We start from the raw sequence: 26629 nt of genomic DNA, 5'->3' as shown, positions 1-26629 counted from the left end.
ATGCCGATTCAGGTTCTGCCGCCGCAGCTTGCGAACCAGATTGCCGCTGGCGAAGTGGTGGAACGACCTGCGTCGGTGGTGAAAGAGCTGGTAGAAAACAGTCTGGATGCGGGCGCGACCCGTATCGATATTGACATCGAACGCGGCGGGGCGAAGCTCATCCGCATTCGTGATAACGGCTGTGGCATTAAAAAAGACGAACTGGCGCTGGCGTTAGCGCGTCACGCGACCAGCAAGATTGCCTCGCTCGACGATCTGGAAGCCATTATCAGTCTCGGTTTCCGTGGCGAAGCGCTGGCGAGTATCAGCTCCGTTTCGCGTCTGACGCTGACCTCTCGCATTGCTGAGCAGCAGGAAGCCTGGCAGGCCTACGCCGAAGGGCGCGACATGGACGTGACGGTGAAACCCGCCGCACATCCTGTGGGCACCACGCTTGAGGTGCTGGATCTGTTCTACAACACCCCGGCGCGCCGCAAATTCATGCGCACAGAAAAAACGGAATTCAGCCATATCGACGAGGTGATTCGCCGAATCGCGCTGGCCCGTTTTGACGTCACTATCAATCTCAATCACAACGGAAAAATGGTGCGTCAGTATCGCGCCGTAGCCCAGGACGGGCAGAAAGAACGCCGTTTGGCCGCTATCTGCGGCACGCCGTTTGTGGAACAGGCGCTGGCTATCGAGTGGCAGCATGGCGATTTAGCCCTGCACGGCTGGGTGGCAGACCCGCAGCACACCAACGCCCAGCTCGCTGAAATTCAGTATTGCTACGTCAATGGCCGCATGATGCGCGATCGCTTGATCAACCACGCTATTCGTCAGGCCTGTGAAGACAAGCTTGGCGCGGGTGAGCAGCCAGCGTTCGTGCTTTATCTGACTATCGATCCGCATCAGGTGGATGTGAACGTGCATCCGGCCAAACACGAGGTGCGTTTCCACCAGTCGCGGCTGGTACATGACTTTATCTATCAGGGCGTGGTGAGCGTGCTGCAACAGCAGATGGACGCCCCGCTGCCGCTGGCAGATGAAGATGAACAACCCGCGCCGCGTGCACTGCCGGAAAACCGCGTCGCGGCGGGGCGCAATCACTTTGCGGAACCGGCTGTCGCCCGGGAACCTGCGGCTCCACGCTATAGCGCCTCTTCTTCTGGCGGTAATGCGCGGGCTGAAGGCGGTGCTATGTGGCCAAATGCGCAGCCGGGCTATCAGAAACAGCAGGGCGCGCTGTATAAGCAGCTTCTGGATACGCCAGTTGCTGAACGTAAAGCTGTTTCCACGCCAGTGGCTGAAAGCCTGGCTGGCCACAGCAGCAGCTTTGGTCGAGTGCTGACCATCGTGGCGGGTGACCGGGCGCTGCTGGAACGTGATGGAAAACTGAGCTTACTGGCATTGCCGGTGGCCGAGCGCTGGTTACGTCAGGCACAGCTTTCGCCGGACAGTACCGCGGTTTGCGCACAGCCGCTGCTCATTCCTCTGCGGTTAAAAATTTCCGCAGATGAACAGGCGGCGCTGAAAAAGTCCCTGACGGTATTAGGGCAATTAGGCATTGATATTCAATCAGAAAGCCAGCATGTGACCGTGCGTGCGGTGCCTTTACCCTTAAGACAACAAAATTTACAAATCTTGATTCCTGAACTGATAGGCTACCTCGCGCAGCAATCAACTTTCGATGCGGGAACGCTGGCGCAGTGGCTGGCGCGTAACCTCGCAAGCGAACATGCGCAGTGGAATATGGCGCAGGCAATTGCCGTGCTGACAGATGTCGAACGTCTCTGTCCGCAGCTGGTAAAAGCTCCGCCGGGTGGCCTGTTACAACCCGTTGATCTGATTACGGCGATGAATGCCCTTAAAAATGAGTGATGTAACAGAGGCAAGCCTGCCAAAGGCCATATTTTTGATGGGGCCAACGGCCTCCGGTAAAACCGCGTTAGCCATTGAGTTGCGTAAAGTTTTGCCCGTAGAGTTGATTAGCGTGGATTCCGCCCTCATTTATCGAGAGATGGATATCGGGACCGCGAAACCGGATGCGGCGGAGCTTGCCGCTGCACCGCACCGGTTGTTGGATATTCTCGACCCGAGCCAGGCGTATTCTGCCGCAGATTTCCGCCGCGATGCGCTGGCCGAGATGGCGGAGATCACCGCAGCAGGAAAAATCCCGCTGTTGGTGGGCGGTACGATGTTGTATTTCAAGGCGTTGTTGGAAGGGTTGTCGCCGTTACCGTCGGCAGATCCGGACGTCAGAGCCAGAATTGAGCAACAAGCAGCAGAGCAGGGATGGAATGCGCTGCATCAGCAACTTCAGGAGATTGATCCGGTTGCTGCCGCGCGTATTCATCCAAATGATCCGCAAAGACTTTCCCGGGCACTGGAAGTTTTTTTCATTTCGGGTAAAACTTTAACGGAACTGACGCAAACGTCAGGAGAGGCTCTGCCGTACACGGTGCATCAGTTCGCCATCGCCCCGGCGAGCCGTGAACTGCTCCATCAACGCATCGAGCAGCGTTTTCATCAGATGTTGGCTTCAGGTTTTGAAGCAGAAGTTCGGGCGCTTTTTGCCCGTGGAGATTTGCATACGGACATGCCTTCCGTTCGTTGTGTGGGATACCGCCAGATGTGGTCATATCTTGAAGGCGAAATCTCATATGATGAAATGGTTTATAGAGGTATTTGCGCCACGAGACAGTTGGCTAAGCGCCAGGTAACCTGGTTGCGCGGTTGGGAAGGTGTTCATTGGTTAGACAGTGAACAACCTGAACAGGCGTTCAACGATGTATTAAAGGTTGTTGGTGCGGGTCTTGGCTGAACGTGTAAAATTAAGACGTATCGTGCGCAATTTTCAGAATCGCAAGGTTCTAAGTACAAGCCCGAAGTTTGTGGGTAACTCCCTGAAAACCGTGGGTAAAACAAGCATATAAGGAAAAGAGAATGGCTAAGGGGCAATCTTTACAAGATCCGTTTCTGAACGCACTGCGTCGGGAACGTGTTCCAGTTTCTATTTATTTGGTGAATGGTATTAAGCTGCAAGGTCAAATTGAGTCTTTCGATCAGTTCGTGATCCTGTTGAAAAACACGGTCAGCCAGATGGTCTATAAGCACGCAATTTCTACGGTGGTTCCGTCTCGTCCGGTCTCTCATCATAGCAACAACGCCGCGGGCGGCAGTACTGGTAGTAACTACCATCACGGTAGCAACGCGCAGTCTTCTTCTGCGCCGCAAGACAGTGACGAAACCGAATAAGGTTGATGGCTGTTTTTCCATGTCGGGGAGCCAGTTTGTTCGGTTCCCCGCTGGTCTTTTAGGAGATATTACGCTTGTTTGACCGTTATGATGCCGGTGAGCAGGCGGTGCTGGTACACATCTATTTTTCGCAAGACAAAGATATGGAAGACCTTCAGGAGTTCGAAGCCCTGGTCTCTTCCGCCGGTGTCGAAGCAATGCAGGTGATTACCGGTAGCCGTAAAGCGCCGCACCCAAAGTATTATGTTGGTGAAGGTAAGGCTGTCGAAATTGCGGAAGCCGTGAAAACAACGGGGGCGTCCGTTGTCTTATTCGACCATGCATTAAGTCCGGCCCAGGAGCGAAACCTGGAGCGTTTGTGCGAGTGCAGGGTTATCGATCGTACGGGTCTTATTCTCGATATTTTTGCTCAACGTGCACGTACTCATGAAGGGAAACTGCAGGTTGAGCTGGCGCAGCTGCGCCATCTGGCGACGCGTCTGGTGCGTGGCTGGACCCACCTTGAAAGACAGAAAGGCGGGATTGGTTTGCGCGGCCCGGGTGAAACCCAGCTCGAAACTGACCGTCGTTTGCTGCGTAATCGTATTATGCAAATCCTCTCTCGTCTGGAGAGAGTAGAAAAGCAGCGTGAACAAGGACGCCGTTCGCGTACCAAAGCCGATGTTCCAACCGTGTCGCTGGTGGGCTACACCAACGCCGGAAAATCGACGTTATTTAATCAGATAACTCAAGCACAGGTGTATGCCGCGGACCAGCTGTTCGCGACGCTCGACCCCACTCTGCGCCGGATTAACGTCGCTGATGTCGGCGAAACCGTACTGGCGGATACCGTTGGGTTTATTCGCCATTTGCCACACGATTTAGTGGCCGCGTTTAAAGCAACATTGCAGGAGACGCGTCAGGCGACGCTGTTACTGCATGTGATTGACGCCGCTGATGTGCGTGTGCAGGAAAACATTGATGCAGTGAATGTTGTTCTCGAGGAAATCGAGGCCGACGAGATCCCCATGCTGCTGGTGATGAACAAGATAGATATGCTGGAAGATTTTGAGCCGCGTATCGACCGGGATGAAGAAAATAAACCGATTCGGGTCTGGCTCTCAGCGCAGACCGGGGTGGGTGTACCACTGCTTTTCCAGGCTTTAACTGAACGACTTTCCGGTGAAGTGGCGCAGCACACGCTGCGTTTACCTCCACAGGAAGGGCGTTTACGAAGCCGTTTTTATCAGCTTCAGGCGATAGAAAAAGAGTGGATGGAGGAGGACGGTAGCGTCGGTCTGGAAGTTCGACTGCCGATCGTGGACTGGCGTCGCCTCTGTAAGCAAGAACCTGCGCTGGTGGACTACGTAGTCTGACAGCCAGCTAGCCTGAAGATTATTCGCCTTTATACCCGGTAAAAAGGGTATACACCGCATAACAAATATGGAGCATATACATGGCGTGGAATCAGCCCGGTAATAACGGACAAGACCGCGACCCGTGGGGAAGCAGCAATAATCAAGGCGGCAACTCTGGGGGAAATGGAAACAAAGGTGGTCGCGATCAGGGGCCCCCTGATCTGGATGATATCTTCCGCAAGCTGAGTAAAAAGCTCGGCGGTTTAGGCGGCGGTAAAGGTGGTTCAGGCGGCGGCAGTAATAATTCTTCTCAAGGGCCGCGCGCGCCAATGGGTGGACGCATCGTGGGCATCGCTGCCGCGGCTGTGGTCATCATCTGGGCGGCGAGTGGTTTCTACACCATTAAAGAAGCAGAACGCGGCGTAGTGACGCGCTTCGGTAAATTCAGTCACCTGGTTGAGCCTGGTCTGAACTGGAAGCCGACGTTTGTCGATGAAGTCACTCCGGTCAACGTGGAAGCGGTTCGTGAACTCGCGGCTTCCGGCGTGATGCTGACCTCGGATGAAAACGTGGTGCGCGTTGAAATGAACGTGCAGTACCGCATCACCGATCCACAGAAATACCTGTACAGCGTCACCAGCCCGGATGACAGCCTGCGTCAGGCAACCGACAGCGCCCTGCGTGGTGTTATCGGTAAATACACCATGGACCGTATTCTGACGGAAGGTCGTACCGTTATTCGTAGCGATACCCAGCGTGAGCTGGAAGAGACCATCAAGCCGTACAACATGGGCATCACCCTTCTGGACGTCAACTTCCAGGCTGCACGTCCGCCGGAAGAAGTGAAAGCCGCATTTGATGATGCGATTTCTGCCCGTGAGAACGAGCAGCAGTACATCCGTGAAGCCGAAGCGTACACCAACGAAGTTCAGCCACGTGCGAACGGTCAGGCGCAGCGTATTCTCGAAGAAGCGCGTGCGTATAAAACGCAGACTGTCCTGGAAGCACAGGGTGAAGTGGCGCGCTTCTCGAAACTGCTGCCTGAGTATAAAGCTGCACCGGAAATTACCCGTGAACGTCTGTATATCGAAACCATGGAAAAAGTGCTGAGCCATACCCGTAAAGTGCTGGTCAATGATAAAGGGGGCAACCTGATGGTTCTGCCGCTTGACCAGATGCTGAAAGGTGGCAGTGCCGCACCTGCAAAAAAGAATGACAGCAGTGGTGCCAACAGTCTGTTGCGCCTGCCACCAGCCTCCAGTTCGAGCAGTAGCGCCAGCAGCAATAGCAACGCACCGGCATCAAGCGATGACAATATCATGGACCAACGCCGTGCGAATGCGCAGCGTAACGACTACCAGCGTCAGGGGGAATAACGATGCGTAAATCAGTAATTGCGTTAATTATCATCGTGCTGGTAGGCCTCTACACGTCAGTATTTGTGGTGAAAGAGGGTGAGCGCGGTATCACGCTGCGATTTGGTAAAGTCGTTCGTGACGATGAAAATAAACCGCTGGTGTACGCGCCAGGTCTGCACTTCAAAGTGCCGTTTATTGAATCCGTTAAAACGCTGGATGCGCGCATTCAGACCATGGACAACCAGGCCGATCGCTTCGTCACCAAAGAGAAGAAAGACCTGATCGTCGATTCCTACATCAAATGGCGTATCAGCGATTTCAGCCGTTACTATCTGGCAACCGGCGGCGGTGACGTCTCCCAGGCAGAAGTGCTGCTGAAACGTAAGTTCTCTGACCGTCTGCGTTCTGAAATTGGTCGTCTGGATGTGAAAGACATCGTGACCGATTCCCGTGGTCGTCTGACCATCGAAGTGCGCGACGCGCTGAACTCTGGTTCTTCCGGCGGAGATGACGAAGTGGCCACGCCTGCAGCAGACAGCGCTATCGCTGAAGCAGCAGAACGCGTAGTTGCGGAAACCAACGGTAAAGTGCCGGTGATCAACCCGAACAGCATGGCGGCATTAGGGATTGAAGTGGTTGATGTTCGCATCAAGCAAATCAACCTGCCAGCGGAAGTGTCGGAAGCGATTTACAACCGTATGCGCGCAGAGCGTGAAGCGGTTGCCCGTCGCCATCGTTCACAAGGTCAGGAAGAGGCAGAAAAACTGCGTGCAGCAGCCGATTATGAAGTGACGAAAACGCTGGCAGAATCTGAGCGTCAGGGGCGCATCACCCGCGGTGAAGGCGATGCAGAAGCAGCAAAACTGTTTGCTGATGCCTTCAGTCAGGATCCGGATTTCTACGCCTTTATCCGTAGCCTGCGTGCATATGAGGCGAGCTTCAATTCTGGACAAGACGTGATGGTGTTAAGTCCGGACAGTGATTTCTTCCGCTACATGAAGACGCCGAGCAGCGCAACGCGCTAAACTCTCGGGCAGTTGCTTTAGTTAAAAAACCACCGCATTGGCGGTGGTTTTCTTTTATCAGGATGAATCATGAACTCAACGATTTGGCTGGCGCTTGCGCTGGTGTTAGTCCTTGAAGGCCTCGGCCCAATGCTCTATCCACAGGCCTGGCGGAAAATGGTCGCGGCGTTATCGCAACTTCCGGATCATATTTTACGGCGTTTTGGTGGGGGGCTTGTGGTTGCAGGCGTCGTCATCTACTACATGTTGACGAAATCGATGACCTGACAGGGTCTTAGTCGCTCTTACCCGATTTTGCCTGGAAAAAGTGCTGTATCTCTGAAAAAGCGATGGTAGAATCCTTTTTTAAGCAAACGGTGATTTTGAAAAATGGGTAACAACGTCGTCGTACTGGGCACCCAATGGGGTGACGAAGGTAAAGGGAAGATCGTCGATCTTCTGACTGAACGGGCTAAATATGTTGTACGCTACCAGGGCGGTCACAACGCAGGCCATACTCTCGTAATCAACGGTGAAAAAACCGTCCTCCATCTTATTCCATCAGGTATTCTTCGCGACAATGTGACCAGCATCATCGGTAACGGTGTTGTGCTGTCTCCTGCTGCGCTGATGAAAGAGATGAAAGAACTGGAAGACCGTGGTATCCCGGTTCGCGAACGTCTGCTGCTCTCTGAAGCATGCCCGTTGATCCTTGATTATCATGTTGCGCTGGACGTTGCTCGTGAAAAAGCGCGCGGTGCGAAAGCTATCGGTACTACCGGTCGTGGTATCGGCCCTGCGTATGAAGATAAAGTGGCCCGTCGTGGCCTGCGCGTTGGCGACCTGTTCGACAAAGCGACCTTCGCCGACAAACTGAAAGAAGTGATGGAATATCACAACTTCCAGCTGGTGAACTTCTACAAAGCTGAAGCCGTTGATTTCCAGAAAGTGCTGGACGATGTCATGGCCGTGGCCGACATCCTGACTGCGATGGTTGTTGACGTTTCTGACCTGCTGGATCAGGCGCGCAAGCGTGGTGATTTCGTGATGTTCGAAGGTGCCCAGGGCACCCTGCTGGACATCGACCACGGTACCTATCCATACGTGACCTCCTCCAACACCACCGCTGGTGGCGTGGCGACCGGTTCCGGCCTGGGTCCACGTTACGTTGATTACGTGCTGGGCATCATCAAAGCGTACTCCACCCGTGTGGGCGCAGGTCCATTCCCGACCGAACTGTTTGACGAAACCGGCGAGTTCCTCTGCAAGCAGGGTAACGAGTTTGGCGCGACCACGGGTCGCCGTCGTCGTACTGGCTGGCTGGACATCGTCGCTGTACGCCGTGCCGTGCAGATAAACTCTCTGTCTGGTTTCTGCCTGACCAAACTGGACGTTCTGGATGGTCTGAAAGAAGTTAAACTCTGCATCGGTTACCGTATGCCAGATGGCCGCGAAGTGACTACCACTCCGCTGGCAGCCGATGACTGGGAAGGTATCGAGCCGATTTATGAGTCCATGCCGGGCTGGTCTGAGACCACCTTTGGCGTGAAAGAGCGCAGCGGCTTACCGCAGGCAGCGCTGGACTACATCAAACGTATCGAAGAACTGACCGACGTTCCTGTTGATATCATTTCAACCGGTCCGGACCGTAATGAAACCATGATCCTACGCGACCCGTTCGACGCATAATCATGTCAGGGGCGCTTTCAAGGCGCCCCTTGTTCTTGCTTTCCATCTTCTCCCGCTTAAATAAATTAACCGCTGCATGGCTGGCTGGTTTATCATCAATGTAAATACACGTCATCATTCAAGCTGCCTCTTTGTTGGCTGCCTTCATTCACCCTGGTCACTTACTCGTGTAAGCTCCCAGGAGTCGATCAGTTGCCGCCGCGATGCAACCTGAATGATTTAGCGTATATCTGTCTTTTTCCCTGCTTTGAGGTTGATGTGCAGTTAACGAGTTTCACCGATTACGGATTGCGTGCGCTAATCTATATGGCATCGCTGCCGGACGGTCGAATGACCAATATCTCTGAGGTCACTGAGGTATATGGCGTATCCCGTAATCACATGGTTAAAATTATCAACCAGCTAAGCCGCGCAGGCTTCGTCGATGCCGTACGCGGAAAAAACGGTGGCATTCGTCTGGGGAAACCAGCACGCACGATTATTATTGGTGATGTGGTTCGCGAACTTGAACCCTTGTCGCTGGTGAACTGCAGCAGCGACTTTTGCCACATTACGCCCGCCTGTCGTTTGAAACAGGCACTGTCTGAGGCCGTGAACAGTTTTCTCAAGGAACTGGATAACTACACGCTGGCCGATTTGGTTGAAGAGAATCAACCGCTTTATAAATTATTGCTGGTGGAGTGATTTATACCCTAAATAATTCGCGCTGTAGGAAGGCGGCAAGTCCGGGAATCCCCCAGGAGCTTACTCAGGTAAGTGACTGGGGTGAGCGGACGTAGCCAATGCACATGCAACGCGAAGTATGACGGGTGTATTACTTCACCAGAGCTGACAACGGAGGAACCGCTATGTCACACGATCCTTTCCAGGAACGCGAAGCTGAAAAATACGCGAACCCTATCCCTAGCCGGGAATTCATCCTCGATTTCATTACTAAACGCGAAAAACCGGTCAGCCGAGATGAGCTGGCGACTGAGCTGAATATCGAAGGTGAAGAGCAGCAGGAAGCCCTGCGTCGCCGCCTGCGCGCCATGGAGCGCGACGGGCAACTCGTTTTCACCCGCCGTCAGTGCTATGCGCTGCCGGAACGCCTCGATCTGCTGAAAGGTAAAGTCATCGGTCACCGAGATGGCTTTGGCTTCCTGCGCGTCGAAGGTCGTAAAGACGATCTCTATCTTTCATCAGAACAGATGAAAATGTGCATGCACGGCGATCTGGTCCTGGCGCAGCCGCTGGGTGCTGATCGTAAAGGCCGTCGTGAAGCGCGCATTGTTCGCGTACTCGAGCCAAGAGCCGGGCAAATCGTTGGCCGCTACTTTACCGATGCAGGTATCGGCTTTGTGGTGCCGGACGACAGTCGTCTGAGCTTTGATATCCTCATCCCGCCTGAAGAACTGATGGGTGCGCGGATGGGCTTTGTGGTGGTGGTTGAGCTGACTCAGCGCCCGACCCGCCGTACGAAAGCCATTGGTAAAATTGTCGAAGTGCTGGGCGATAATATGGGCACCAGCATGGCCGTGGACATGGCGCTGCGTACCCATGAAATCCCGTATGTCTGGCCGCCTGAAGTTGAAAACCAGATTGCGAACCTGAAAGAACAGGTACCGGAAGAAGCGAAAATAGGCCGTGTGGATCTGCGTGATCTGCCGCTGATGACCATTGATGGCGAAGATGCCCGTGACTTCGATGACGCCGTGTTCTGCGAGAAGAAACGCGGCGGCGGCTGGCGTCTGTGGGTGGCTATTGCCGACGTAAGCTATTACGTACGTCCGCCAACCGCGCTGGACGCCGAAGCCCGCAACCGCGGGACCTCGGTTTACTTCCCGTCGCAGGTTGTGCCGATGCTGCCGGAAGTGCTGTCCAACGGTCTGTGCTCCCTGAACCCGCAGGTTGACCGACTGTGCATGGTCTGTGAAATGACTATTTCAGCAAAAGGGCGCCTGACGAGTTATACATTCTACGAAGCGGTGATGAGCTCCCATGCGCGTCTGACTTATAACAAAGTCTGGCACATTCTGCAGGGCGATCAGGAGCTGCGCGAGCAGTACGCCCCACTGGTGAAGCATATCGAAGAACTGCACAGCCTCTACAAAGTGCTGGATGTCTCCCGCGCTGAACGTGGTGGGATCTCGTTTGAAAGCGAAGAAGCGAAGTTTATCTTCAACGCCGAGCGCCGCATTGAGCGAATTGAGCAAACTCAGCGTAACGATGCCCATAAACTGATCGAAGAGTGCATGATCCTCGCGAATATTTCGGCGGCGCGCTTCGTTGAGAAAGAATCAGAGCCTGCGCTGTTCCGTATTCACGATAAGCCTACCGAAGAGGCGATCACCTCTTTCCGCACCGTTCTGGCAGAACTGGGTCTTGAGCTGCCGGGTGGCAATAAGCCTGAGCCGCGCGATTACGCCGAGCTGCTGACGTCTATCGCCGATCGTCCGGATCACGAGATGCTGCAAACGATGCTGCTGCGCTCGATGAAACAGGCGGTATATGACCCGGAAAACCGCGGTCACTTTGGTCTGGCGTTGCAATCTTACGCGCACTTCACCTCGCCAATTCGTCGTTATCCTGACCTGTCGCTGCACCGTGCCATTAAATATCTGTTGGCGAAAGATGAGGGGCATCAAGGCCATTCCACCGATACCGGCGGCTGGCACTACAGCATGGAAGAGATGCTGCAACTGGGCCAGCACTGTTCGATGACCGAACGCCGTGCCGATGAAGCGACCCGTGAAGTCTCTGACTGGCTGAAGTGTGACTTCATGCAGGATCAGGTCGGCAACGTGTTCCCTGGCGTTATCGCCAGCGTGACAGGCTTCGGCTTCTTCGTGCGTCTGAGCGACTTGTTCATCGACGGCCTGGTTCACGTGTCTTCTCTCGACAACGACTACTACCGTTTCGACCAGATTGGCCAGCGTCTGATTGGCGAATCCGGCGGCCAGACTTACCGTCTGGGCGATCGTGTGGAAGTGAAAGTGGAAGCCGTCAACATGGACGAGCGTAAAATCGACTTCTCGCTGATCTCCAGCGAACGTGGCCCGCGTAACGTCGGTAAAACCGAGCGTGAAAAAGCGAAGAAATCGGGCGGTGCGAAGCCTGGCAACCGTCGCCGTCAGGCCGGTAAAAAGGTGAACTTCGAGCCGGATGCCGCGTTCCGCGGTGAGAACGGCCAGGCGAAACCGAAGCCGAAAGCGAAGAAAGACGTAGCCGGTAAGAAAGCTAAAAAACCGTCTGAAAAAACGCTTAAAATCGCCACCGCGACTAAAGCTAAACGCGCTTCGAAAAAGAAAGTCGCCGAGTAATTTTTACCCTCATGCTGGCCTTCTCCCTCGCCCGTTTCGGGAGAGGGTCGGATTGAGGGGATAGCTATTAACAATTTACGAGTACCATTCATGAGTGAAATGATTTACGGCATCCACGCGGTGCAGGCCCTTCTCGAGCGTGCCCCCGAGCGTTTTCAGGAAGTCTTTATCCTGAAAGGCCGCGAAGATAAACGCCTTCTGCCGCTGATCCATGCGCTGGAAGCCCAGGGTGTGGTGATTCAGGTCGCGAACCGCCAATACCTTGACGAGAAGAGCGAAGGTGCTGTGCATCAGGGGATTATCGCGCGCGTAAAAGAGGGTCGACAGTATCAGGAAAACGATCTGCCGGCTCTGCTGAGCCAGTTCGAGAACCCATTCCTGCTGATCCTCGACGGCGTGACCGATCCGCACAACCTCGGTGCTTGTCTGCGTAGCGCAGATGCGGCGGGCGTGCACGCGGTGATTGTTCCGCGCGATCGTTCTGCACAGCTCAATGCGACGGCGAAGAAAGTGGCCTGTGGTGCTGCAGAAAATGTGCCGTTAATCCGGGTGACCAACCTGGCACGTACTATGCGTCTGTTGCAGGAAGAGAACATCTGGATTGTGGGTACCGCTGGTGAAGCCGACCACACGCTGTATCAGAGCAAGCTGGCTGGCCGCATGGCGCTGGTGATGGGTGCGGAAGGTGAAGGCATGCGTCGCCTGACTCGTGAGCACTGCGATGAGCTTATTAGCATTCCGATGGCGGGCAGTGTGTCTTCACTGAATGTGTCTGTCGCCACCGGTATTTGCCTGTTTGAAGCCGTGCGCCAGAGAAGTTAATATTGAATGCCTGGTGGCACTACGTTTACCCGGCCTACAACCTGTAGGCTTGGCAAGCGTTAGTCCCGCCGGGCAGTTTGTTTACTCATCCAGTGACCGCAGATGGTCATCCTTTCTCAGCGTCATCAACGCCACAATACTCACCACTGCCGTGGCCATCACGTAATACGCCGGAATATCGAGATTACCCGTCTGCTTAATCAGCCCGGTAATAATCAGCCCTGCGCAGCCAGAGAAAATGGCATTAGAAAGTGAATACGCCAGCCCAAGTCCGGTATACCGTACTTTGGTTGGGAACATCTCCGACAGCATGGCAGGCCCAGGCCCGGCCAACATCCCTACCAGTCCACCCGCAATAAACACGACCAGCCCTTTGACCAGCAGCGTGCTGGATTCCGCCTGCAAAATTTTCAGCAACGGCAGTGCCAGTACCAGCAGTAATACCGCGGCGAGCACCATCAGCGTGCGGCGACCAATTTTATCGCTCAGCATGCCCGACGGAAGAATGGTCACCGCAAAACCAATGTTAGAAATCACCGCAATCAGCAGCGCCTGGTTAAACCCGGTATGCAGTGCAGATTGTAGGTAGGAAGGCATGATCACCAGATAGGTGTAACCCGCGGCAGACCACACCATCAGACGGCCAATGCCGATAACAATCGCTTTAAAGGTACCAGAGGTGCTGGCTTTGACCGGAACCGCATCAGTTTTCTGCTGACGGACGAAACTTGGCGTTTCTTCCATATTCATTCGCAGCCAAAGCGCCACGCCGCCCATAGGCAGCGCTAAAAAGAACGGCACGCGCCAGCCCCAGTCGAGCATGGCTTCAGGGCTGAGCATGGCAGACATCAGCGCCACAATGCCCGCACCTGCCAGCAAGCCCAGCGCAACGGTGAAGGATTGCCACGCGCCGTACAGCCCGCGTTTACCTTTTGGCGCAAATTCGGTCATCAACGACACGGCCCCGCCGTACTCTCCGCCCGCGAAAAGTCCCTGCAAAATGCGCAACACGGTTAAGAGTAACGGCGCGGCGACGCCGATTGTAGCGTACACCGGCACGAGGCCAATCGCGGTGGTTGCCAGCGTCATCATCACCAGCACCAGAATCAGCGTCGGTTTACGCCCGATGCGGTCGCCCAGACGGCCGAAAACGATGGCACCCAGCGGGCGGAAGAAAAAGGCCACGGCGAATGCCGCATAGGTGAGGATAAGCCCGGTAATCGGCGCCTCACCTTCGAGCTGGAAGAAGTTTTTGGCAATAACCGTTGCCAGAAAGCCGTAAACGGCAAATTCATACCATTCGATGAAATTGCCAATTGAACCGGCTATCAACGCACGTTTGTGCGCCCCTGCTGCCACTGATCCTGTTTGCATAGCATGTCCTGAGGTGTACATCGTATTAACCATTGAATAAATTATTCCATACAAAATAGATAAGAAAATTTAAAATTCTTATGGCTGTGATGGGCCTCACGAAGCCGGGTATGATTCTTTTTTATCACCCTTTTAACGGGCAGACCCTCAGTGCGCTGACCATACTTACGGCTGATGCTCATGAAGGAAGGAGGCGCTATGTCCTGGCAAACGCATACCGTGTTCAACCAGCCAATGCCGCTCAATAACAGCAACTTGTTCCTTTCCGACACCGCGCTGCACGAGGCGGTGATGCGAGAAGGCGCAGGCTGGGATCTCGATTTGCTGGCCAGCATCGGGCAACAGTTAGGGGCCGCAGAATCGCTGGAACTCGGGCGACTCGCCAACGTGAATTCGCCGGAACTGCTGCGCTACGACGCCACGGGTGAACGGCTGGACGATGTGCGCTTTCATCCGGCCTGGCATCTGCTGATGCAGGGCCTGTGTGCCAACCGTGTGCATAATCTGGCCTGGGAAGAGGACGCGCGATCCGGCTCGTTTGTTGCCCGTGCGGCGCGTTTTTTGCTGCATGCGCAGGTCGAGGCCGGCACGCTTTGCCCGGTGACCATGACCTTCGCCGCCACGCCGTTGTTACAGCAATTCCTGCCTAAGCCTTTTGCTGACTGGGCCACGCCCTTAATGAGCGATCGCTACGATTCCCATTTGCTTCCCGGTGGCCAAAAGCGCGGGTTGCTGATTGGCATGGGGATGACCGAAAAACAGGGCGGCTCTGATGTGCTGAGTAATTCCACCCGGGCCGAGAAAATCGACGGTGAAATGTACCGGCTGGTGGGGCATAAATGGTTCTTCTCCGTGCCGCAAAGCGATGCGCATCTGATTCTGGCGCAAGCCAGCGGCGGATTGTCGTGCTTTTTCGTCCCGCGCTTCTTGCCTGATGGACAACGTAATGCGGTGCGGCTCGAGCGCCTGAAAGATAAGCTCGGCAACCGCTCCAACGCCAGCAGCGAAGTAGAGTTTACCGATGCAACCGGCTGGCTGCTGGGCGAAGAAGGCGAAGGGATCCGCCTGATCCTCAAAATGGGCGGCCTGACCCGCTTCGATTGCGCGCTGGGCAGCCACGGCCTGATGCGCCGGGCGCTGTCAGTGGCGCTGTATCACGCGCATCAACGCCAGGCGTTTGGCAAAACGCTTGTCGAGCAGCCGTTAATGCGCCAGGTATTGAGCCGGATGACGTTGCAACTGGAAGGGCAAACCGCCTTTCTGTTTCGTCTGGCACGGGCGTGGGATAACCGGACTTCCACCGAGAGCGCGCTATGGGCCAGACTCTTTACGCCGACGGCAAAATTCGCCATCTGCAAGGCGGGCATTCCGTTTGTCGCTGAGGCGATGGAGGTGCTCGGCGGGGTGGGCTACTGCGAAGACAGCGAGCTGCCTCGTCTGTACCGTGAAATGCCGGTGAACAGCATCTGGGAAGGCTCGGGGAATATCATGTGCCTCGATGTGCTGCGGGTGCTGGCGAAACAGCCGGGCGTACTGGAACTGCTCAGCGCCGAATGCAATGAAGTCAAAGGGCAGGACCGGCATTTCGACCGCGCCTGGCGTCAGCTTCAGCAGCGGCTGCGTAAACCGCTGGAAGCGCAGGGGCGTGAAATCACGCAGCAGCTCTATCTGCTGGGTTGCGGGGCACAAATGCTGCAAACGGCGTCACCACCGATGGCGCAGGCGTGGTGTCGGATGATGCTGGATTCGCGCGGCGGAATGCTGCTGGATGAGCGTTTACAGAGTGATTTACTGCTGCGGGCGACAGGTGGGATGGGGTAAAGCAGGGGCAGGCGCTCAGCGTCTGCCCATCATCTCAAGCGTACAGAATGGCCTGTACGCGCCAGTTGTCTGGGTTCTGTTCTTCATACATCTGGATAATACGGTACCACGACGCCCCTTGCTCATCGGCTTTGAGGGCGATCACGCGTTCGACGTCCTGAAGGCTGCCAGAAATATTATTGACGGAAATTTGACCGATTTCATTCAGTCCAGTGACACAATCGGCGCTGGCAAACTCTGCAGATTGCGCCGTGGTGTTCGAAAATCCTAATGTGTAGGCAAAGGCGTGTTTCATCGTCGTCAGCTCCATTTCACGTAACCCGAGGTTAGCCTTGGGCAATCCATCGCAGACGTACATCCTTAGGGGATGGCATGACGTCATTGTGCATCGGGAAACGTGAACGGCTGAAAAGCAATGTAAAGCTGGCTAAATTATGCCCGCTTAAGGTTTGCGATACAGTATGGCTTGTGAATACCATTGTCCTGGAACCATGGTGTCATCAATCATGATGATCACGTAGTAATCTGCTTTGGCGGCGGTCACTTTCGCCTTGATGGCCGATTCAACATCCATCGGTGAACCGTATACCATGGCACTGACCGTACCCATCTTTTGCAGACCTTCCGTCTGGTTCTTTCGGATTTCCTGCGGGTGACTGGTGAGTGGCGGCGGGGCTTCAGGGGTTCCCTGAAGGACGCTACATCCACACAGCAAAAGCACCAGCAGCATTGGCGCAAAACGTCGCATAGCCATATCCCGTTTCCTGATAATCATTAGTGTAGTGATTAATAAATTGCGTTTAGGGGGAATGTTCCCGAACTGTTATCTCTGGCGCGATTTTCGAATGAAATAATCGTAAAACCGTAATCCACCTCTCAACATTAGCAGCCGTGAGGAAAGGATAAACTTGCGCGGGAAATCTCAGCGTGTCATACCAGCATAAAAGAAGAGGAAGATAAATGATTGAACTTGAAATGCGTAAGCTGGCGGGCAGCGAAGTTTTACACGCCTTTCCGCGCGGTAAAGCAGATTCGGCATTGCCGTGTATCGTTTTTTATCATGGGTTTACCTCGTCAAAACAGGTCTACAGCTATTTTGCCGTAACGCTGGCACTGGCCGGGTTTCGGGTGATCATGCCCGATGCGCTCGATCACGGCTCGCGTTTTAGCGGTGATGACGCGACGCGAATGCAACGCTTCTGGCCCATTCTGCTCAACAGCTGTCACGAATTCGCCGTGCTGAAAGAGGCTATCGTGGAACAAGGATGGCTGGCGGAAGACCGATTGGCGGTGGCGGGCGCATCGATGGGCGGCATGACAGCACTAGGGATAATGACGCATCACCCGGAAGTGAAATGCGTCGCCAGCCTGATGGGGTCAGGCTACTTCACATCACTTTCCCGCTCGCTGTTCCCTTCACTGGAAACGCCAGCGGAGCTGACCGAATGGGACGTTGGGCAGCAGCTGGAAAAACTCGCTGCAAGACCTCTGCTGCTGTGGCACGGCGAAGATGACGACGTCGTACCTGCCGCTGAGACGTTCCGTCTACAGCAGGCGATGCAGCGGCAGGGGCTGGACCACCAGCTCACCTGTCACTGGCAAGCAGGCGTTCGTCACCGTATCACGCCGGAAGCGCTGGACGTGACGGTGGCATTCTTTAAGCAGTTCCTCTAAACGCGCAGAACCTGGACGCCCTGAGCTTCAAGCTGTTTGAGGATTTCAGGGCGAGCGTCTTTGCCGGTAATTAAAATATCGATATCTTCCGCGCGGCTGAACAGCATGCCCGCGCGTTCGCCGACTTTGGTGCTGTCGACCAGCACCACCAGTTTCCCGACGCCGTTCAGCATTTTTTGTTCTGCCATCGCGGTCAGCATATCGGTTTTATATAACCCGTCGGCGGTGAGGCCCTTGCCGCTGGTGAACATCCAGTGCCCGGCATAAAGCGAGTTTTCACTTCCCTGCGGGCTCAGCGTGATGGACTGACTCTTATCGTACTGACCGCCCATGATGATCACGCTGTCGTGCTCCTGGTCGATCAGGAAATTCGCCAGAGGCAGATAGTTGGTGATGATTTGTACTGGCTTGCCGCACATTTCCCGGCCAAGTAGAAATGCGGTTGAACCACAGTTGATCACTACGCTTTCCCCTGGATTCACCAGCTGCGACGCAGCGCGCGCGATACGCACCTTTTCATCGTGATTCAGCGCTTCGTGAATGTTCATCGGCGTCCAGCGTGGGCGCTGTTGGCTGATGGCTTCGGCGCCGTTCCGCACTTTTTTCAGCCTGCCGCTTTCATCCAGTTTATTGATGTCCCGACGAGCGGTGGCAGGGGAAATCCCCAGTTTTTCAATCACCTGTTCGACAGTGACAAAACCCGTCTGCGCCAGCAGTTCGAGTAAGATTTGGTGCCGTTGTGCTTCGGTCATGAGCTATTCCGCAGATCCTTGATTTTTAATGATGATATTTGAAATAGCCTGAAATTACTAAGTAAACGTCGGATTAAAAGGCCAGCGCAGCGGTCATCCCCCGGATCAGTGCCGCGCCAGCGCGGTCTTACAGGAAGGATTTAAACGGCAGATCCGGTTCCGTGGTGAAGCAATCATCGAAGCCACGCGGGTAGTGGTATTCCAGATTGTCTTTATCCTGCGGCCAGGTGAATTTGCCGCCAACCTGCCAGATAAACGGTTTGAAGCCATATTTCAGGCGGTCTTTCTTCATTTCCCACAGCACGCGGATTTCCTGCGGGTCGGCCTGGAAATTTGACCAGATGTCGTGATGGAACGGGATGACCACTTTGGTGTTCAGCGCTTCCGCCATGCGCAGCATATCCGCGCTGGTCATTTTATCGGTTATGCCACGTGGGTTTTCACCGTACGACCCGAGCGCAACGTCGATCTGGTGCTCGTTGCCGTGTTTGGCGTAGTAGTTGGAATAGTGAGAGTCTCCGCTGTGATACAGATTACCGCCCGGTGTTTTGAACAGGTAGTTGACCGCGCGTTCGTCCATGCCATCCGGCAAAATCCCTGCCGCTCTTTGTTCAGCAGGTAAGGTTATCAACGCTGTGCGGTCAAAAGCATCGAGGGCGTGGATTTCAATGTCTTTCACTTTTACCACGTCGCCCGGTCTTACCACGATGCAGCGTTCACGCGGCACACCCCAGCCAATCCACAGGTCGACACAGGTTTGCGGCCCGATAAACGGGATATCGTCGGGGCAGTTTTGCATCACGGCGGCAGCGACGTTCACGTCGATATGATCGTTGTGATCGTGCGTCGAAAGCACCGCGTCAATTTCTCTGATCGCAAAAGGATCCAACACAAACGGCGTGGTACGCAGGTTAGGCTGGAGCTTCTTCACGCCCGCCATTCGCTGCATCTGGTGTCCCTGTTTCATCAGCGGGTTGCCGTGACTTTGCTTGCCGGTACCGCACCAGAAGTCGATGCAAAGGTTGGCGCCACCCTGAGATTTCAACCAGATGCCGGTGCAGCCCAGCCACCACATGGCGAAGGTTCCCGCGGCCACCTGCTCTTGCTCAATTTCCTCATTCAGCCAGCTTCCCCACTCCGGAAAAGTATTCAGGATCCAGGATTCGCGGGTAATGCTCTTCACTTTGCTCATGGTTATCGTCCTTATCAGTTATCAAAATAAATCACGTTATGATTATCATTGATTGATATTGACACCACTTTTGCGTCAGCGCAACTCTGCTTTTTGCCAGTCATCGCTAACGTCAGAGACCGGCTTATGAGCGGGATATGTTTCAGTGATGGTTGAAATGTGTTTTTTATTATTAAGTTACGTTGATTTATTTGGTGTCGGAAACAGTGTGATGAAAGCCATGTAACAACCAGGGATATATTTTGCGATCGGACTCTCAATAAATCAAATTCAATCTTGTGGTGATTACTTATGATTATTAAAGTGAGCGGCACAACACCGGGCGGTGTCAATTCGCCCGATGATTCCAACCATGGAGATCATTATGGCGTTCCTCTACACCGCCTTTACCGTGTTCTTTAATCAGGTCATGACTAACGCCCCGTTGCTGCTGGGGATAGTGACGTGTCTGGGCTACATCCTGCTGCGTAAGAGCGTGAGCGTAATCATTAAAGGCACCATCAAAACCATTATCGGCTTCATGCTGCTGCAGGCGGGGTCGGGGATTTTGACCGGCACGTTCAAGCCGGTGGTGGCAAAAATGTCGGAAGTGTATGGCATTAATGGCGCTATTTCAGATACCTACGCGTCGATGATGGCGACTATCGAGCGTATGGGAGATGCCTATAGCTGGGTGGGTTACGCGGTACTTCTGGCACTGGCGCTGAATATTATTTATGTCCTGCTTCGGCGCATCACCGGTATCCGTACCATCATGCTGACCGGGCACATCATGTTTCAGCAGGCAGGGCTGATTGCCGTGTTCTTCTACATACTCGGTTACCCGATGTGGACCACCATTATTTGCACTGCGGTACTGGTGTCACTCTACTGGGGCATCACTTCCAACATGATGTACAAGCCGACGCAGGAGGTCACCGACAACTGCGGTTTCTCTATTGGCCACCAACAGCAGTTTGCCTCCTGGATTGCCTACAAAATTGCGCCGTACCTCGGTAAGAAAGAGGAGAGCGTTGAAGATCTGAAGCTGCCTGGCTGGCTGAATATTTTCCACGACAATATCGTGTCTACGGCAATTGTCATGACCGTGTTCTTCGGCGCCATCTTGCTTTCCTTCGGTATCGATGTGGTGCAGGCGATGGCGGGCAAAGTGCACTGGACCGTCTACATCCTGCAAACCGGTTTCCAGTTCGCAGTGGCAATATTCATTATCGTGCAGGGCGTGCGCATGTTTGTGGCTGAGCTGTCCGAAGCCTTCAACGGAATATCGCAGCGCCTGATCCCTGGCGCTGTGCTGGCCATCGACTGCGCTGCTATCTACAGCTTCGCGCCGAACGCTGTGGTTTGGGGCTTCATCTGGGGCACCGTTGGCCAGCTGATTGCCGTTGGCATCCTCATCGGCTGCGGATCGTCGATCATGATTATTCCCGGTTTCATTCCAATGTTCTTCTCTAACGCCACCATTGGCGTCTTTGCTAACCACTTTGGCGGCTGGCGCGCTGCGCTCAAAATTTGTCTGGTGATGGGCATGATTGAGATTTTCGGCTGTGTCTGGGCCATCAAACTCACCGGTATGAGCGCGTGGATGGGTATGGCGGACTGGTCGATTCTGGCTCCGCCGATGATGCAGGGCTTCGTCTCTATTGGCATCGTCTTTATGGCGGTCATTATCTTGATTTCTCTGGCGTATATGGTCTTCGCTGGCCGCACGCTGCGTGCCGAAGAAGACGCAGAAAAACAACTGGCAGAGTCTTCTGCCCACTAAAAGGATCTGGATTATGACGGTACGAATTCTGGCGGTATGCGGTAACGGGCAGGGCAGTTCCATGATTATGAAGATGAAAGTGGATCAGTTCCTGACGCAGCAGGGGGTCGATCACTCAGTGAACAGCTGTGCGGTGGGCGAATACAAAAGTGAGCTGAGCGGGGCTGACGTCATTATTGCTTCAACGCACATCGCCGGTGAAATCACGGTAACGGGCAATAAACATGTGGTCGGCGTGCGCAACATGCTGTCAGCGGCGGATTTTGGACCAAAGCTGATGGAAGTGATTACCGCGCATTTTCCTCAAGACCTGAAATAAGGACGCGGCATGAAACTACGTGATTCGCTGGCCGATAACCGCTCGATTCTGCTTCAGGCTCAGGCCAATACTTGGCAGGAGGCGGTAAAGCTGGGCGTCGATTTACTGGTCAAGGCAGACGTTGTCGAGCCGCGATATTACCAGGCCATTTTGGATGGCGTGGCGCAGCACGGCCCGTATTTTGTCATCGCACCAGGCCTCGCCATGCCGCATGGTCGCCCGGAAGAGGGCGTGAAGAAAACGGGTTTTGCCTTGGTCACGCTGCGGGAGCCGCTGGCGTTTAACCATGAAGATAACGACCCGGTGGATATCCTCATCACCATGGCAGCGGTGGATGCCAACACCCATCAGGAAGTGGGCATCATGCAAATCGTTAATCTGTTTGAAGACGAAGCCAATTTCGACCGTTTACGCGCCTGCCGTACCGAGCTGGACGTGCTGGACCTCATTGATAGCGCCACTGCGGCGTGTGCTTAACAAGGAAATACTATGAGCTCTTCATTACCGATGTTGCAGGTTGCGCTGGATAACCAGAGCATGGCCGATGCGTATGCCACTACGCGATTGATCGCCGAAGAAGTCGATATCATTGAGGTCGGCACCATTCTTTGCGTGGCCGAAGGCGTTCGTGCCGTGCGTGATTTGAAAGCGCTGTATCCGCACAAGATTGTGCTGGCGGATGCCAAAATTGCCGACGCCGGAAAAATCCTCTCGCGGATGTGCTTTGAAGCCAATGCTGACTGGATAACGGTGATTTGCTGCGCGGATATCAACACCACCAAAGGTGCGCTGGACGTAGCAAAAGAATTTAACGGCGATGTGCAGATAGAACTGACCGGATTCTGGACATGGGAACAGGCACAGGAGTGGCATCAGGCGGGTATTCAGCAGGTGGTTTATCACCGTAGTCGTGATGCACAGGCGGCGGGAGTGGCGTGGAGTGACGCAGATATTACCGCTATCAAACGCCTTGCAGATATGGGTTTTAAGGTTACCGTGACCGGTGGTCTGGCCCTGGAAGATTTACCGTTGTTTAAAGGTATTCCCATCCATGTATTTATCGCCGGGCGTAGCATTCGTGATGCAAAAGATCCGGTCGAGGCCGCGCGTCAGTTCAAGCGGTCTATCGCCCAGCTGTGGGGCTAAGGAGCGGCTATGTTGTCGAAACAGGTTCCACTCGGTATCTATGAGAAAGCGCTCCCCGCCGGGGAGTGCTGGCTGGAGCGTCTGGGCCTCGCCAAAACGCTGGGTTTTGATTTCGTCGAAATGTCGATTGATGAGACCGATGCGCGCCTTTCGCGCCTTGACTGGAGCCGTGAGCAAAAGCTCGCGTTAATTAACGCCGTCGCCGAAACCGGCGTGCGGGTGCCGTCGATGTGCCTGAGCGCCCATCGTCGTTTTCCGCTCGGCAGTGAGGACGATGCGGTGCGCCAGCAGGGCCTGACGATTATGCGCCAGGCGATTCAGTTCGCGCAGGATGTCGGTATTCGGGTGATTCAACTGGCGGGCTATGACGTCTATTACCAGCAGGCGAACAATGAAACGCGCCGCCGTTTTCGCGAAGGGCTGAAAGAATGCGTTGAAATGGCGAGCCGGGCGCAGGTGACGCTGGCAATGGAAATTATGGATTACCCGCTGATGAACTCCATCAGCAAAGCGTTGGGGTACGCCCATTATCTCAATAACCCGTGGTTCCAGATTTACCCGGATATTGGCAACTTGTCGGCATGGGAAAACGATGTGCAAATGGAACTGCAGGCGGGCATTGGGCATATCGTGGCGGTTCACGTCAAAGATACACAACCGGGCGTCTTCAAAAATGTGCCGTTTGGCACGGGTGTCGTGGATTTTGAACAATGCTTCAGTACGTTAAAACAGAGCGGCTACCACGGACCATATTTGATTGAAATGTGGAGCGAAACGGCAGAAGACCCTCTGGCTGAAGTGATAAAAGCCCGCGACTGGGTGCTCACGCGCATGGCAAATGCTGGATTGGTGGAGGCCGCTGATGGAACGGCTTAAGCAGCAGGTTTTCGCCGCTAACATGGATTTACCACGGTTTGGTCTGGTGACATTTACTTGGGGGAACGTCAGCGCCATTGATCGCAAACACGGGTGGGTAGCCATTAAGCCGAGCGGTGTAGCATATGAAGCCATGACTGCCGATGATATCGTCGTGGTCGACCTCCAGGGCAATGTGCTGGCAGGCCGCTATCGTCCCTCCTCCGATACCGCCACACATCTGGCGCTGTACCGTCAGTATCCCGACATCGGCGGCGTGGTTCATACACACTCAACGCATGCTACTGCGTGGGCGCAGGCCGGTCTTTCTATCCCGGCGCTGGGCACAACGCATGCAGATTACTTCTTTGGCGATATTCCCTGCACTCGCCCGTTAAGTGAGCCGGAAGTGCAGGGGGATTACGAGCTCAACACCGGCAAGGTGATTATCGAAACACTCGGTGAAGCCCCGCCGTTGCATACGCCTGGTGTAGTCGTCTGGCAGCATGGTCCTTTTGCGTGGGGCAAAGATGCGCATGAAGCGGTCCATAACGCGGTAGTCATGGAAGAAGTAGCGAAAATGGCGTGGCTGGCGCAGGGGATTAATCCGCAGCTCAAGCCTATTGATAGCTGGTTGATGGAGAAACATTTTAATCGCAAGCATGGGCCGAGTGCCTACTATGGGCAAAAAGAGACTGGCCAGAAGTAAGTTTTCAGTTCCTGCCGTACAAAAAAAAGCCCCCGAAAAACGGGGGCAGCGTTGAGTCAGGGCAAATACGTTCTATGGTTTTCCTGGTGCTAGCGGTAAACGTCAGCACTGGCGTGAATAAGGCCATTGCTGCCGGGTTCATGGATAAGGATTGGGTGATAGTATTTGGCGCCACGGGCGTCACTCTCTTCACTCAAGGCTTGATCTGCTTCGCTTTCGGTGGCGATGTTATGATTAATGTAAATGACGCCTAAGCTCTGCACATCGTCCATATTTCTGGCCTGTCGGCCGTCTATCTTGATGGCTGCCATCGCGTTTGCACTGAGCAAAACTGCAGCCATTACGGCGATTGCGATGTTTTTCATGATAGTGACTCCATACAGCCTGCGCGTTACGGTGAAGTCTCCTCGTGGCTTCGGTCCTGGTATGATTTAAGTGTAATCCCTCCAGGTTGATTAAATAGCGACCATTTCTGATGCAGTTGTTCAAAAAATTGGCGCATTCAGTGTTGGTTGATTTTAAACCACTGACTTTCTTCCTCTTTGCGCTTCGTGCGAATTATTTGTGCAATCACCTTGAGTTATTCAGGGCCTGCAAGTATGATTACGCGTCAATTTTTCAGCCGCCCTTTAACCACGTTCCTTGCCTCCATGGGCCGCGGCTGACCCAGACAGGAGGCTGAATAATCCGTAAGGAGCAATTCGATGCGTCATTACGAAATCGTTTTTATGGTCCATCCTGACCAGAGCGAACAGGTTCCGGGTATGATCGAGCGTTACACTGGTGCAATCACTGCAGCAGAAGGTACGATCCACCGTCTGGAAGACTGGGGCCGCCGTCAGCTGGCTTACCCGATCAACAAACTGCATAAAGCTCACTACGTTCTGCTGAACGTTGAAGCGCCGCAGGAAGTTATCGATGAGCTGGAAACAAACTTCCGCTTCAACGATGCCGTTATCCGCAGCATGGTTATGCGTACTAAACACGCTGAGACTGAAGCATCTCCGATGGTAAAAGCGAAAGACGAGCGCCGTGAGCGTCGCGATGATTTCGCAAATGAAACCACAGATGATGCTGAAGCTGGGGATTCTGAAGAGTAATCGCTGATGGCCAACCGTCTGGCGTTGTCCGGCACAGTGTGCAGGGCGCCACTTAGAAAGGTTAGCCCCTCAGGAATTCCTCACTGCCAGTTCGTGCTTGAGCACCGATCTATGCAGGAGGAAGCCGGTTTTCACCGGCAGGCATGGTGTCAAATGCCCGTTATTATTAGCGGACATGAGAACCAGGCCATTACTCACAGTATAACGGTCGGCACGCAAATCACCGTTCAGGGCTTTATCAGTTGCCACAAGGCACGAAATGGTCTGAGCAAAATGGTGTTGCATGCCGAGCAGATTGAATTGATAGATTCTGGAGACTAGCCAAATGGCACGTTATTTCCGTCGTCGCAAGTTCTGCCGTTTCACCGCGGAAGGCGTTGTAGAGATTGATTACAAAGACATCGCTACGCTGAAAAACTACATTACCGAAAGCGGTAAAATTGTCCCGAGCCGTATCACCGGTACTCGTGCAAAATACCAGCGTCAGCTCGCTCGTTGCATCAAGCGCGCTCGCTACCTGTCCCTGCTGCCGTACACTGATCGTCATCAGTAATCGGCCACAGTCCATTAACACGACTTTGAGAGGATAAGGTAATGCAAGTTATTCTGCTTGATAAAGTAGCAAACCTGGGCAGCCTGGGTGATCAGGTAAACGTTAAAGCGGGCTACGCTCGTAACTTCCTGGTTCCACAGGGTAAAGCTGTTCCAGCTACCAAGAAAAACGTTGAATTCTTCGAAGCACGCCGTGCTGAACTGGAAGCCAAACTGGCTGACGTTCAGTCTGCAGCTGAAGCTCGCGCTGAGAAAATCAACGCACTGGGCACCGTTACCATCGCGTCTAAAGCAGGCGACGAAGGTAAACTGTTCGGTTCTATCGGTACTCGCGACATCGCTGATGCAGTTACTGCTGCTGGCGTGGCTGTTGCTAAGAGCGAAGTTCGCATGCCGAACGGCGTTCTGCGTACCACTGGTGAGCACGAAGTGGACTTCCAGGTTCACAGCGAAGTGTTCGCTAAACTGGTCGTAAACGTCGTTTCAGCGTAATTTGATTACTCTGTAACAACGACGAAACGCCGGCCTTGTGCCGGCGTTTTGCTTTTCTGCACTTGCCCCATACCTGCCCACAGTAGCTATTCCCCCGACATCCCTTCAAAAATCATCTTTGCAGGCTAT

General features: G+C 54.2%; 29 protein-coding genes. 23 read left to right on the top strand and 6 right to left on the bottom strand.

The annotated features are described in order from the left end of the window. The 11 genes from mutL (at position 1) to rlmB (ending at position 12749) form a co-directional block, all read left to right on the top strand. The gene (mutL, locus tag MUU47_RS03750) at positions 1–1860 is read left to right on the top strand and encodes a DNA mismatch repair endonuclease MutL (protein WP_258986815.1); all 1860 of its coding nucleotides are present in this window, start codon (positions 1–3) and stop codon (positions 1858–1860) included. Then, positions 1853–2803: a tRNA (adenosine(37)-N6)-dimethylallyltransferase MiaA gene (miaA, locus tag MUU47_RS03745; protein ID WP_258986814.1), complete on the top strand. Its 951-nt coding sequence runs from the start codon at positions 1853–1855 to the stop codon at positions 2801–2803. The genes mutL and miaA overlap by 8 nt, the downstream gene beginning before the upstream one ends. A gap of 122 nt (positions 2804–2925) precedes the next feature. Beyond that, positions 2926–3237, top strand: coding sequence for an RNA chaperone Hfq (gene hfq, locus MUU47_RS03740; protein ID WP_110510933.1), 312 nt, complete (start codon positions 2926–2928; stop codon positions 3235–3237). Between the two features lie 74 nt (positions 3238–3311). Then, positions 3312–4592, top strand: a complete 1281-nt coding sequence (hflX, locus tag MUU47_RS03735) for a ribosome rescue GTPase HflX (protein ID WP_258986812.1) — start codon at positions 3312–3314, stop codon at positions 4590–4592. Between the two features lie 80 nt (positions 4593–4672). After that, complete coding sequence (gene hflK / locus MUU47_RS03730) at positions 4673–5950, top strand: FtsH protease activity modulator HflK (RefSeq protein ID WP_159774988.1); 1278 nt, start codon at positions 4673–4675, stop codon at positions 5948–5950. Positions 5951–5952: 2 nt separating this feature from the next. Then, the gene (gene hflC / locus MUU47_RS03725) at positions 5953–6957 is read left to right on the top strand and encodes a protease modulator HflC (protein WP_258986811.1); all 1005 of its coding nucleotides are present in this window, start codon (positions 5953–5955) and stop codon (positions 6955–6957) included. Between the two features lie 69 nt (positions 6958–7026). Next, on the top strand, positions 7027–7224 hold the full coding sequence (locus MUU47_RS03720) for a DUF2065 domain-containing protein (RefSeq protein ID WP_258986809.1): 198 nt from the start codon (positions 7027–7029) through the stop codon (positions 7222–7224). Positions 7225–7326: 102 nt separating this feature from the next. Beyond that, entirely contained in the window at positions 7327–8625 is a 1299-nt protein-coding gene (locus MUU47_RS03715; RefSeq protein ID WP_258986807.1) for an adenylosuccinate synthase, read from the top strand. A 258-nt stretch (positions 8626–8883) separates the two neighbouring features. Continuing rightward, positions 8884–9309, top strand: a complete 426-nt coding sequence (gene nsrR, locus MUU47_RS03710; protein WP_159774982.1) for a nitric oxide-sensing transcriptional repressor NsrR — start codon at positions 8884–8886, stop codon at positions 9307–9309. Positions 9310–9473: 164 nt separating this feature from the next. Then, positions 9474–11927, top strand: a complete 2454-nt coding sequence (gene rnr, locus MUU47_RS03705; protein ID WP_258986805.1) for a ribonuclease R — start codon at positions 9474–9476, stop codon at positions 11925–11927. Positions 11928–12017: 90 nt separating this feature from the next. Next, positions 12018–12749, top strand: coding sequence for a 23S rRNA (guanosine(2251)-2'-O)-methyltransferase RlmB (gene rlmB, locus MUU47_RS03700; protein ID WP_159759489.1), 732 nt, complete (start codon positions 12018–12020; stop codon positions 12747–12749). Between the two features lie 81 nt (positions 12750–12830). Here rlmB and MUU47_RS03695 read toward each other — a convergent pair whose 3' ends face one another. Further along, the gene (locus MUU47_RS03695; RefSeq protein ID WP_258986972.1) at positions 12831–14108 is read right to left on the bottom strand and encodes an MFS transporter; all 1278 of its coding nucleotides are present in this window, start codon (positions 14106–14108) and stop codon (positions 12831–12833) included. 213 nt (positions 14109–14321) lie between these two features. Between MUU47_RS03695 and MUU47_RS03690 the strand changes: the two genes are divergently transcribed. Further along, positions 14322–15944: an isovaleryl-CoA dehydrogenase gene (locus MUU47_RS03690; RefSeq protein WP_258986803.1), complete on the top strand. Its 1623-nt coding sequence runs from the start codon at positions 14322–14324 to the stop codon at positions 15942–15944. A gap of 34 nt (positions 15945–15978) precedes the next feature. Here the strand turns inward: MUU47_RS03690 and MUU47_RS03685 are convergent, their stop codons facing one another. Beyond that, entirely contained in the window at positions 15979–16254 is a 276-nt protein-coding gene (locus MUU47_RS03685; RefSeq protein WP_110510923.1) for a YdgH/BhsA/McbA family protein, read from the bottom strand. Positions 16255–16386: 132 nt separating this feature from the next. Beyond that, positions 16387–16698: a biofilm peroxide resistance protein BsmA gene (gene bsmA, locus MUU47_RS03680; RefSeq protein ID WP_258986801.1), complete on the bottom strand. Its 312-nt coding sequence runs from the start codon at positions 16696–16698 to the stop codon at positions 16387–16389. Between the two features lie 206 nt (positions 16699–16904). Between bsmA and yjfP the strand changes: the two genes are divergently transcribed. Further along, positions 16905–17618, top strand: coding sequence for an esterase (gene yjfP / locus MUU47_RS03675; protein WP_258986800.1), 714 nt, complete (start codon positions 16905–16907; stop codon positions 17616–17618). Here yjfP and ulaR read toward each other — a convergent pair. Continuing rightward, on the bottom strand, positions 17615–18370 hold the full coding sequence (ulaR, locus tag MUU47_RS03670) for an HTH-type transcriptional regulator UlaR (RefSeq protein ID WP_258986799.1): 756 nt from the start codon (positions 18368–18370) through the stop codon (positions 17615–17617). The two genes, yjfP and ulaR, sit on opposite strands and share 4 nt — an antisense overlap. A gap of 127 nt (positions 18371–18497) precedes the next feature. Continuing rightward, complete coding sequence (gene ulaG, locus MUU47_RS03665; RefSeq protein ID WP_258986798.1) at positions 18498–19562, bottom strand: L-ascorbate 6-phosphate lactonase; 1065 nt, start codon at positions 19560–19562, stop codon at positions 18498–18500. Positions 19563–19926: 364 nt separating this feature from the next. On the opposite strand from ulaG, the gene ulaA reads away from it, so the two are divergent. The 6 genes from ulaA to MUU47_RS03635 are packed head-to-tail and all read left to right on the top strand — an operon-like array spanning position 19927 to position 24356. After that, a complete protein-coding gene (ulaA, locus tag MUU47_RS03660; RefSeq protein WP_185153765.1) occupies positions 19927–21327 on the top strand; it encodes a PTS ascorbate transporter subunit IIC in 1401 nt (466 codons plus the stop codon). Positions 21328–21340: 13 nt separating this feature from the next. Continuing rightward, a complete protein-coding gene (ulaB, locus tag MUU47_RS03655) occupies positions 21341–21646 on the top strand; it encodes a PTS ascorbate transporter subunit IIB (RefSeq protein WP_064540712.1) in 306 nt (101 codons plus the stop codon). A 9-nt stretch (positions 21647–21655) separates the two neighbouring features. Beyond that, positions 21656–22123 carry a PTS ascorbate transporter subunit IIA gene (gene ulaC, locus MUU47_RS03650; RefSeq protein ID WP_258986795.1) on the top strand — a complete coding sequence of 156 codons (468 nt, stop codon included), beginning with the start codon at positions 21656–21658 and terminating at the stop codon, positions 22121–22123. A 12-nt stretch (positions 22124–22135) separates the two neighbouring features. Beyond that, on the top strand, positions 22136–22792 hold the full coding sequence (locus MUU47_RS03645) for a 3-keto-L-gulonate-6-phosphate decarboxylase UlaD (protein WP_258986794.1): 657 nt from the start codon (positions 22136–22138) through the stop codon (positions 22790–22792). Positions 22793–22801: 9 nt separating this feature from the next. Next, a complete protein-coding gene (locus tag MUU47_RS03640) occupies positions 22802–23668 on the top strand; it encodes an L-ribulose-5-phosphate 3-epimerase (RefSeq protein ID WP_258986793.1) in 867 nt (288 codons plus the stop codon). Further along, on the top strand, positions 23655–24356 hold the full coding sequence (locus tag MUU47_RS03635) for an L-ribulose-5-phosphate 4-epimerase (RefSeq protein WP_258986792.1): 702 nt from the start codon (positions 23655–23657) through the stop codon (positions 24354–24356). The genes MUU47_RS03640 and MUU47_RS03635 overlap by 14 nt, the downstream gene beginning before the upstream one ends. Before the next feature lie 89 nt (positions 24357–24445). Here the strand turns inward: MUU47_RS03635 and yjfY are convergent, their stop codons facing one another. Further along, positions 24446–24697, bottom strand: coding sequence for a DUF1471 family protein YjfY (gene yjfY / locus MUU47_RS03630; RefSeq protein ID WP_374684500.1), 252 nt, complete (start codon positions 24695–24697; stop codon positions 24446–24448). Between the two features lie 363 nt (positions 24698–25060). On the opposite strand from yjfY, the gene rpsF reads away from it, so the two are divergent. Genes rpsF through rplI form a run of 4 tightly spaced genes read left to right on the top strand, consistent with a single transcriptional unit; the run spans position 25061 to position 26500 of the window. Beyond that, positions 25061–25456 (top strand): 30S ribosomal protein S6, encoded by a 396-nt coding sequence (gene rpsF / locus MUU47_RS03625; RefSeq protein WP_110510911.1) that lies wholly within the window; start codon positions 25061–25063, stop codon positions 25454–25456. Positions 25457–25462: 6 nt separating this feature from the next. Next, positions 25463–25777 carry a primosomal replication protein N gene (gene priB / locus MUU47_RS03620; RefSeq protein WP_159759461.1) on the top strand — a complete coding sequence of 105 codons (315 nt, stop codon included), beginning with the start codon at positions 25463–25465 and terminating at the stop codon, positions 25775–25777. A 4-nt stretch (positions 25778–25781) separates the two neighbouring features. Continuing rightward, entirely contained in the window at positions 25782–26009 is a 228-nt protein-coding gene (gene rpsR, locus MUU47_RS03615; protein WP_002210155.1) for a 30S ribosomal protein S18, read from the top strand. 41 nt (positions 26010–26050) lie between these two features. After that, positions 26051–26500: a 50S ribosomal protein L9 gene (rplI, locus tag MUU47_RS03610; protein ID WP_110510910.1), complete on the top strand. Its 450-nt coding sequence runs from the start codon at positions 26051–26053 to the stop codon at positions 26498–26500. The last annotated feature ends 129 nt before the right edge of the window (positions 26501–26629 follow it).

The sequence above is a fragment of the Scandinavium hiltneri genome, assembly GCF_024764835.1.
In the GTDB taxonomy this organism is placed as follows: Bacteria; Pseudomonadota; Gammaproteobacteria; order Enterobacterales; family Enterobacteriaceae; genus Scandinavium; species Scandinavium hiltneri.
This window is presented reverse-complemented; position numbering and strand designations above follow the sequence as displayed.